Genomic DNA, 908 nt, shown 5'->3' with positions numbered 1-908 from the left:
TCTCATAAAAGTTGCATCATGATCAGTTTTAGAAAAGCTATTTCTATCTTTAAGAATCGATTTTTGTTCTTCATATTTACTTTTTCTTTCGGAATAATCATCAAATTTCTTTTTGAACTTCTTAATCTCAGTTCTTTTTTTACGGGTCTGTTTTCTAATTTGAGTACAATCTTCGTTCTGAATAGAATGATTTAAATCTTCGATTTCTTTATCTAAATGACTACCAATTAAATCTATTTCTTCTATTGTTAAATCGCTATCTCCATCTTCTTTTATCTCTGGTATTATTTTTTCTTCAACTAAGTCACGATATAATGCTTTTGAATTTTCGTTCAATTTCGATTCGTGATTTTGAATACTTTTCTTCCACACAAATGTATACCTATTGGCATTAGCTTCTACTTTTGTACCATCAATAAAAATTGAATTATCATCAATAAGATTTTGCTTTAAACATTGACTATGAAACTGAATAAATAAAGATTCAATTAATGCATCAGTATTAGGATTTACTCTAAAACGATTAATAGTTTTATAAGAAGGTGTTTGATTTTGAGCTAACCACATCATTCGAATACTGTCATGAAGTAATTTCTCTATTCTACGACCAGAAAATACAGATTGAGTGTATGCATATAAGATAATTTTTAACATCATTTTTGGATGATAGGATGTTGCGCCACGATGATGTCTGAATTCATCGAATTCGCTATCAGGTATCGTTTCAACAATTTCATTAACATATCGTGAAATATCATTTTGAGGAATTCTAACAGAAGTTTCTATTGGTAGTGTAAGTTGGGTCATGTTATAATTTTTATACATAAGGCACCTCGTTAATTTAGTTTAGTGGTATTTATTAAATTATACGAAAGTGTCTTATTTTTTTAAAGTAGTTCAAAGTAAAA

General features: G+C 27.9%; 1 pseudogene. It reads right to left on the bottom strand.

The features are described from left to right. A pseudogene (locus tag MOV75_RS39875) lies at positions 1-825 on the bottom strand (IS1182-like element ISSau3 family transposase); the annotation flags it as partial. Between the last annotated feature and the right edge of the window lie 83 nt (positions 826-908).

The organism is Bradyrhizobium sp. PRIMUS42 (genome assembly GCF_023006515.1).
In the GTDB taxonomy this organism is placed as follows: Bacteria; Pseudomonadota; Alphaproteobacteria; order Rhizobiales; family Xanthobacteraceae; genus Bradyrhizobium.
Note: the sequence above shows the minus strand (reverse complement) of the source record. Positions and strands in the feature narration are given on the sequence as shown.